We start from the raw sequence: 7617 nt of genomic DNA, 5'->3' as shown, positions 1-7617 counted from the left end.
TGATTAAAAACAGACAGCTCGACAACCCTGAAGGCTTATCTGTTTGGGATGAGTTCTACGCGCTTGCAGCCTAGTTGCATCCAGAATCAGTACATTTGTACTTCGGCATAATTTTGCGACACAACCGCAACCGGGTAACAAGCCATAGTTATTCACCGTATGGTACGGTATCGGGTGACGACTTTACCGTACAACCATTTGGTATGTCGACTAAGCGAAGTGATTTTACCAGTGGCTTAGTGTATTTTGGCTACCGCTTTTATATGCCCAACTTAGGACGTTGGCTAAACCGTGATCCATTGCAAGAGGCCGGTGGGATTAATCTTTATGCGTATGTAAATGGTGGACCGCTAGGATATGTAGATCCGGATGGGCGTTGGTCTGTCAGTTTAAGTGTATATCGTGGTATTGGAATGGGAGCTACGTTTGGTTATAACCCGAATAACGGGAGGGTATTTGGTAAGTTTCACGCAGGTGTTGGAGCTGAGACTGGTTGGAATATAGACCCTAATGATAATGGTGATGAAGCTCGGCAGAAATGCGCAGGTAGATACGATATTTCGGCTGGTACTGAAGCCGGTTGGGGTGTTAATGTTGGTCCATATGGAGTAGGTGCTACAGTTAAAGGAGGAGACGATCTTAATGGTTTATTTAATGTTGGACCTAAATTAAATATCAAAGAAATGAAGGTTGGGACTGGAGTTGGGGCTCATGTTAGTGCCGTTAATAATTTTAGTATAGCTATTTATTAATCTCTACTTTTCCTTCTGTGGAAGAATAACTAAACCCTCCGAGCTAAGGTGGGGTTTAAAATTTTATTTTTGAGGTTTTACTTATGTCAATTGATAGTGTAATTGGGTTTGTGCTTTCTGTACTCTTTGTTTTTTTCGTGTTATCAATGACTTTATGGCCAATTTTACTTAATTTTTATAAAGAAAAAGGGGAGAGCTTCCTCGTTAACTTTCTTGTTGTTTTTGACGGAAAAATTAAATTGACTAAAAAAGGAAAAAAATACAAAGGCTAGTTATATTTGTTAGTGTATTTTCTTTTTTTGTTTTGTTGTTATATTTGGTGCTGCATATAATTTACGTAATTAAGATGGGTTTTATACGGTTTTATTCTTAAAGTGTCAAAATGGAAACATAAGTTCATGGAAGATCTAATTGATAAAGTTTTAAAAGTTAGAGATAAGTATAATCACTTTATTGTTGTGATTGAAGACATACCTTTGGTGCTGAGAATTCTATGTGTAGCCTCATTTGTTTTAGGTGTTATTCAGTTTTTCTCTTTATTTACCCCGTCACTTTCACCTTATATTGGTGAGATAAAAGTTAGCTCACCGATTTCAATGATGATATTAGGGGGAGTGCATGTATTTATAGCATTGGGAATCTTCAACCGGTGGACATTGGCAGGGATAATTGTTCCACTAATACCGATTTTCCATTATGGAATAATTTATTTTGAACTGAGGGAAACACGTACGATAGAATTGTCAGAGTTGTTAGCCAGCTGCTTAATATGGGGGACGGGATTCCTCGTGTATTACTTTATTTTTGGTGCTTGGAAATACTTTACTAAGCCACCATCATAGACTGGGCCTTAAGCATTAAGTTTCTTGTAAATCCCATCCAAGACTACTGTCTTTAATGGATTTTCTATGCTTCGATTTAACAGCGTTCTTCGATATATATTGAATGGGTTTGTCGCAAACAGGAGTGCTGAGTTATGATCTCCGTAAGTACTCATTACCTTTAGCATTATGACTATCAACTTTTCCGGTCGCCACTTTCCTTCCGACATCATCCTCCAGGTTGTTCGTTATTACGTTTCTTATAAGCTTAGCTACCGTGAAATCGAAGAGATCATGGCCGAGCGGGGTATTCATGCTGATCACTCAACCATCAATCCGGTGGGTCATTAAATACGACCCCTTGCTTGAACATCGGGCTCGTCAAAGAAAGAAGCCTGTCGCTGTTTCGTGGCGGATGGACGAGACCTACATTAACGTCAAAGGTCAGTGGAAGTATTACTACCGGGCCGTTGATAAGTACGGCAATGTTATTGATTTTTTACTGTGCGATCGCCGTGACGAGAAAGCTGATCGCGCCTTCTTCACCAAGGCAATAGGCCATAATGGCTTATCTGAAAAAGTGGTGTTCGATAAGAGTGGTGCCAACGCGTTAGCGCTGCATAATATCAACGTCCAGCTCTGGTTGACGTGGAGGATGCTCAATCTCATAGAAGTCTTTCAAGTGAAATACCTGAACAACATAGTCGAGCAAAGCCACCGGAAAGTGAAAGGCAAGATGCATCAGTGCCTGGGATGGAAATCTGATGAAGGAGCCAAAGCCACCCTCGCAGGCGGGTAACTGTGGTCGATGATTAAAAATGGACAGATCGACAACCCATCTGTTTGGGGTGAATTTTACGCGCTTGCAGCCTAATTGCATCTGGAAATCAGTACGCTTGTACATCAGCATGACTTTGCGACACAACCCTATTACCTCTTCATCGACCTCGAACCACGGTTAACAACCGCTTGATTGTACTGCTTCCAATTAGAGGTGCTGTACTTAACTTTGGTCATTATGCTTACTTATACGGTTATGAGTAAGATCTGATCCGTAAGTACAAAATTGGTTCAAAATGATTTAGGCAACAAAGCCGTTTTTTGTTCAACCTCGACCTTATGAGTTATAAAAAGTTTAGATTTCGCATCATTAATCTTTGATTTTATATCTTTATGTTTAATATTAATTAATATCTATGTCAGTATGGTCTTTCTTGTTGCAGAGACCTAGCCAAAATTTAGGGCCCACCAATTGAGCCTGATTACTTTACTGAGTCGCTTTAGTTTAGGCGGCTTTTTTTTGTCATAACATCACGGATTTTTGTTACCAATTTAACGTAACAGGCACTTAGCGAACAGAGGACGCAGCTGGGTTTCATTTTTTTATATTGGTAGTTTTGTACCTTTCGTTTTTCCTTTATGAGATATAGCCCTCGTTAATNATATTGGTAGTTTTGTACCTTTCGTTTTTCCTTTATGAGATATAGCCCTCGTTAATCCTTGTAGGGAGAAGTGGAGGCCACATTTTTGTTACAAAAGCTTATGATTCGAACTTTACTAATTATTGATAAGATTAAACTTAAACACTGCTCATTCTTTTATACTTTATGGTCTGATGGAGTTATTGAGCAAGTGGTTGTAAAAAATGGTCGCGTTGTTTTTTATCGGTGAACTCCTTTAGTTGAACATAACGCCCGTAAACCAAATCGTAGGAAGGTCGCCCAAGGCGGCCTTTCTTGTCTCTGTCTGTTACACGATCATGCCAGTTAGATTTAACATAACAGGTACCTGTTTTCGATAGTGTGATGTTACGCCTTTACCGCTGTTTGATAGACCTGAACGTAATGTGAATTAGGGGTTAACTAAGAATTAAGCTGTGTTCTGTAAAATACAGATTAAAAGAAAATAGTAATCAATAGTTAGGGCTGTATATGAACATTCAAAATTTAGTCGAACAAACAAAAGAAAAATAAATAACATTCGGGGGGACAAAAAGAAATCTGTAGCCGCCGTGGCTTTGTTGCTTAAATCGATGGAACTAAATCAAGAAACTACGATCTGATCGGTTACACCCATTAATCGTCGTAGCCTCATGCCTAAACCTCGTTACAAAACAACTAACTGGAAGCAATACAATAAAGCCTTAATCAACCGTGGTTCTCTGACCTTTTGGATTGATGAGGAAGCGATAGCCGAGTGGAAGCAAAACATACAAGGCAAGCGTGGTAGACCTCGCCGATTCAGCGACTTAGCCATTACTACCGCACTGATGATGAAACGCATTTTCTCTATGCCATTGAGAGCGCTGCAAGGTTTTCTAGACTCCGTATTTAAGCTGGCTAACATCCCGCTTGTTTGCCCACACTACACCTGTATAAGCCGCCGAGCTAAGGAAGTGGAGGTTTCCTTTAAAACCAAAACCAGAGGAGCAATACAACATCTGGCAATTGATGCCACTGGCCTCAAGGTTTATGGCGAAGGTGAATGGAAGGTCAAGAAGCATGGTACAGATGGGGAGCGAAGAGTTTGGCGTAAGCTGCATATCGCAGTCGATACTAGCACCCACGAAATAGTCGCAGCAGAATTGAGTCTATCTAACGTAACCGATGCCGAACGGTTGGCACCGTCACTTTCAGGCAAATTCTGTAAAAGACCGACGCGTTTTATCATTTGTTAGGCTAGGAAAAGAGGTCTTCCGACGGCTGGAATATCACATCAACGATTCAGCAATTCGTTGGGCGCAATCCACCCTAATTCTAATGGCAAGGAACAATTATCGTGCGTAAATTATGTGGGGATCCGCCAGCGCCTGGGATAAGGTGCGCCACGATGAACTCACCAAGCCCACTTAACTCCATACCAAAAATGCCGAGTGTAACGCGTCACCTTGATACCTTTGTTAAATGCGAACAAGCCACTGATATGTATAGATTACTTATCCACATCATCAAGTATGGAAGTGTTCGAGTTAAAAGAGCCTGTTCCGTATTTTTGAGCTACACGATTATATTTTCGGCTGTTAGCTATGTAATCAGCGTACCCCTCTTCACGATGAAACTGGGAACTACTGAGTTCATTACAAAAAATCGAATAGGCTAATGTAATATCTTTTGACTGAAGTTGAGCCCTTTCAATCGCATAATCGACTTCATCAATTGAATACTTGTCCTTATCTCCATAAAACAACAGCCAAGGTATAAGCCTTGCTGAAATTTTCCTTGCCTTACGATTGAACAACCATGATTCAAACCAATCAAACATATACTTTCCAAAACCCAATAAATCAAAAAGGTACGAAGACTAAGCATTTAGACATAATGACTCCCCATGAGGTGCTAGCCTCCGCTTCGTGGGTTAGCAATAACAGCCAGAGCCATAATATATGTGACAAAATTACATATACGGGAGGCTAGCATGACTAAACATAGCATACTTTTCATCGGCTTAGACACGCACAAAGATTACACTGAAATCGCCTATATCAATGAAGGGCGAACAAGCCAGGCAATGCACCTAGGGAAAATCGCCACCAACAAACAAGCATTTACGAAACTTGTCCGACAGTTCCAATCCAAGCACCCTGGTTCAACACTCTATTTTGTTTATGAAGCTGGCCCTTGCGGCTATTGGATTTATCGCCATCTCTGCAAGTTGGGGCAAGACTGTTTTATTGTCGCACCTTCACTCATCCCGAAGAAACCAGGCAACCGTGTCAAAACCGATAAACGCGATGCTATTATGCTCGCTAAGTTATTAAAAATGGAGATGCCGACCCTATTTTTGTCCCCGAACCTGAAGACGAAGCTGTCCGTGATTTATCTTGATGCAGGGAAAGTGCCATGCATGATCTCAACGATGCTAAATACCGATTAAAAGCCTTTCTACTTCGTAACCATGTTCATTATCAGGGCACCGATAATTGGTCGATAAAGCACTTACGTTGGCTCACACAAATCATTCTTCCTCACCCGGCCCAACAAATTGCTTTACAGGAAATGATTCAAACTATTTCAGAACGCATGGCAAGGGTCACTCGTATCGATAACGAATTAACTCATGAGATAAAAACATGGCGATACTATCCCGTGGTGAAAGCAATTCAAGCTATGCGCGGCATCCGATTACTGGTCGCTGCTGGAGTCATTGCTGAACTCGGAGATCTCAATCGATTCGACCATCCCAGTAAACTCATGAGCTATTTGGGTCTCATACCCAGTGAACACTCCAGTGGTAATTCTCGGCGGCTGGGCGCTATCACCAAATGTGGCAATCACCGAGCTCGGCGATTACTCGTTGAGGGGCACATAGCTATCGGCATCCTGCTAAAATCTCTGCTGAAATGCAGCAAAGGCAAGAAGGTCTCAGTAAAAAAATCATTGATATTGCTTGGAAAGCACAACTGAGACTCTGCCGACGATATCAGCGATTACTTCAACGGGGAAAAAATCATAATCTTATTGTTACCGCCATCGCCCGAGAAATGATTGCATTCATTTGGTCGATCACACACGAGGTTGTCTTATCCCCCGTCGATCTTAAACAACGATTGGTAAGGATACCTAAATGACAAAAATTGAGTTGGCGTATCAGGTCAGGCCGCGATTAGTGGTGCAACCTCCGGCAGGCGTTGGCTGGCTGTTACGATAAGTAATAGATCCACGAGCATAGACTGAAGACCGGCAGCACGACGTAATAAGTAAGGTAGGCAAGGCTGATTGCCACAATCAGTAACCCACGAATACCAGCATGTTAATCGTCGAAATTACTGGCTTCATCTGATGCGTTAACTCATCTCTTTCACAGACATTATGGCTCTGGCTTTGCTCGAGTTAGATTTTGCACACGCTGCTTGACATAGGGAGTCATACCAACGCCAGTCATAAGGTGCGCCCCAATGTACTCACAAAGCCAACTGAACTTCATACCAAAAATGCCGAGTGTAAAGCGTCACACTTGATGGCCTTGTATGGTTCTCAAGTTACACCTTATTTGCTTCTTGATAGCTAGAATGGATAACAGTGCAGTAATTAAAAGTGCATAGTGCACTCGAAGCTCCCTTTCTATAATCAGCACATTTCCCTACTTCAGGTAGTATGTGATTCATATTGAGCATTTTATACCTTGCCGCATGGAAAGACACATTAAACGCAGAAGCAAACCCAATGAACATATCTCTTTGATTACTATTCAGATAATAATTAAGACAGCCAGCGGAGCAATTTGCTTCAGCTGATTCATCACTTGATGGTGAACATTTTTTGTCTTTTCTTGTGAATAAGGCTGGATTGCGACTTCTTTCCCCAATGATTGATACAACCTGATTTATACTTGCCTTATTCGGACCTCCTAGATCAATAATTTTCTCATCTAGGCCTTTATCGACTGCCTTTGCCATTTCTAAACAATACGAAATAGAGTCATCATAGTTGACCCCAATAGCCTCATTAATTGTTTGTCGAACAACATTTTGAGGAGCAACTTCACTAAATCTTTCAAATGAACTTTCACATCCTTTTCGAATTTGATTTAAATCCAATGCATATGCACTAAAAGTCAACCAAAGTCCAAATATAGCAATTATAGAAATATACATTTTCTTCATTTTTCTCATTCCTTGTGAAAAACCTAACGCCAGGCACTTACGAATCCCCACAAAATACCTTTGTAGTTCAATAAGTAGACACGCACCTTGCCTTCTGATCTAATGAATTCACCACAAACACAAAAGATTGAAAGCAAGATGCGTGATATTCAAATACTACACGAGTCGCTGGAAAATCAATGCCCTAACATTCACAAAAAGAGACTCCAATCACTCATGGACTCGGTGCAATCATTGCTTAGCAATGATGCACTTACACTTACTTTGCTAGGGCGCTCTCTTCCTTCAAAGGCCAAAACGAAACACTGTATTAAGGGTTGTGTCGCAAAATTATGCCGAAGTACAAATGCACTGATTTCCAGATGCAACTAGGCTGCAAGCGCGTAGAACTCATCCCAAACAGATAAGCCTTCAGGGTTGTCGAGCTGTCTGTTTTTAATCA

Annotated in this window: 5 protein-coding genes and 5 pseudogenes; 8 read left to right on the top strand and 2 right to left on the bottom strand. The window is 41.1% G+C overall.

The genetic code is table 11. From position 1 onward, the window contains the following. Nucleotides 1-74: 74 nt before the first annotated feature. The 6 genes and pseudogenes from BIT28_RS29935 to BIT28_RS10535 all read left to right on the top strand — a co-directional run. On the top strand, nt 75-752 hold the full coding sequence (locus BIT28_RS29935) for an RHS repeat-associated core domain-containing protein (RefSeq protein WP_342743767.1): 678 nt from the start codon (nt 75-77) through the stop codon (nt 750-752). 83 nt (nt 753-835) lie between these two features. Beyond that, the gene (locus BIT28_RS10555; RefSeq protein ID WP_075763519.1) at nt 836-1024 is read left to right on the top strand and encodes a hypothetical protein; all 189 of its coding nucleotides are present in this window, start codon (nt 836-838) and stop codon (nt 1022-1024) included. A gap of 126 nt (nt 1025-1150) precedes the next feature. Further along, a complete protein-coding gene (locus tag BIT28_RS10550; protein WP_075763518.1) occupies nt 1151-1594 on the top strand; it encodes a hypothetical protein in 444 nt (147 codons plus the stop codon). Nucleotides 1595-1762: 168 nt separating this feature from the next. Next, nucleotides 1763-2447: pseudogene (locus tag BIT28_RS10545) on the top strand (IS6 family transposase). A gap of 1218 nt (nt 2448-3665) precedes the next feature. After that, nucleotides 3666-4193: pseudogene (locus BIT28_RS10540) on the top strand (IS5 family transposase); the annotation flags it as partial. Then, a pseudogene (locus BIT28_RS10535) lies at nt 4189-4359 on the top strand (IS4 family transposase); the annotation flags it as partial. The pseudogenes BIT28_RS10540 and BIT28_RS10535, both read left to right, overlap by 5 nt. A 145-nt stretch (nt 4360-4504) precedes the next feature. Here BIT28_RS10535 and BIT28_RS10530 read toward each other — a convergent pair. After that, the gene (locus BIT28_RS10530) at nt 4505-4834 is read right to left on the bottom strand and encodes a hypothetical protein (protein WP_075763515.1); all 330 of its coding nucleotides are present in this window, start codon (nt 4832-4834) and stop codon (nt 4505-4507) included. A 153-nt stretch (nt 4835-4987) separates the two neighbouring features. Here BIT28_RS10530 and BIT28_RS10525 point away from each other — a divergent pair. Continuing rightward, a pseudogene (locus BIT28_RS10525) lies at nt 4988-6140 on the top strand (IS110 family RNA-guided transposase). A gap of 411 nt (nt 6141-6551) precedes the next feature. On the opposite strand, the gene BIT28_RS10520 reads toward BIT28_RS10525, so the two are convergent. Further along, entirely contained in the window at nt 6552-7226 is a 675-nt protein-coding gene (locus tag BIT28_RS10520) for a hypothetical protein (RefSeq protein ID WP_139310456.1), read from the bottom strand. 87 nt (nt 7227-7313) lie between these two features. Here BIT28_RS10520 and BIT28_RS10515 point away from each other — a divergent pair. Further along, nucleotides 7314-7490, top strand: a pseudogene (locus tag BIT28_RS10515) (IS4 family transposase); the annotation flags it as partial. Nucleotides 7491-7617: the final 127 nt, after the last annotated feature.

The sequence above is a fragment of the Photobacterium proteolyticum genome (genome assembly GCF_001939735.1).
GTDB classification, from domain to species: Bacteria; Pseudomonadota; Gammaproteobacteria; order Enterobacterales; family Vibrionaceae; genus Photobacterium; species Photobacterium proteolyticum.
This window is presented reverse-complemented; position numbering and strand designations above follow the sequence as displayed.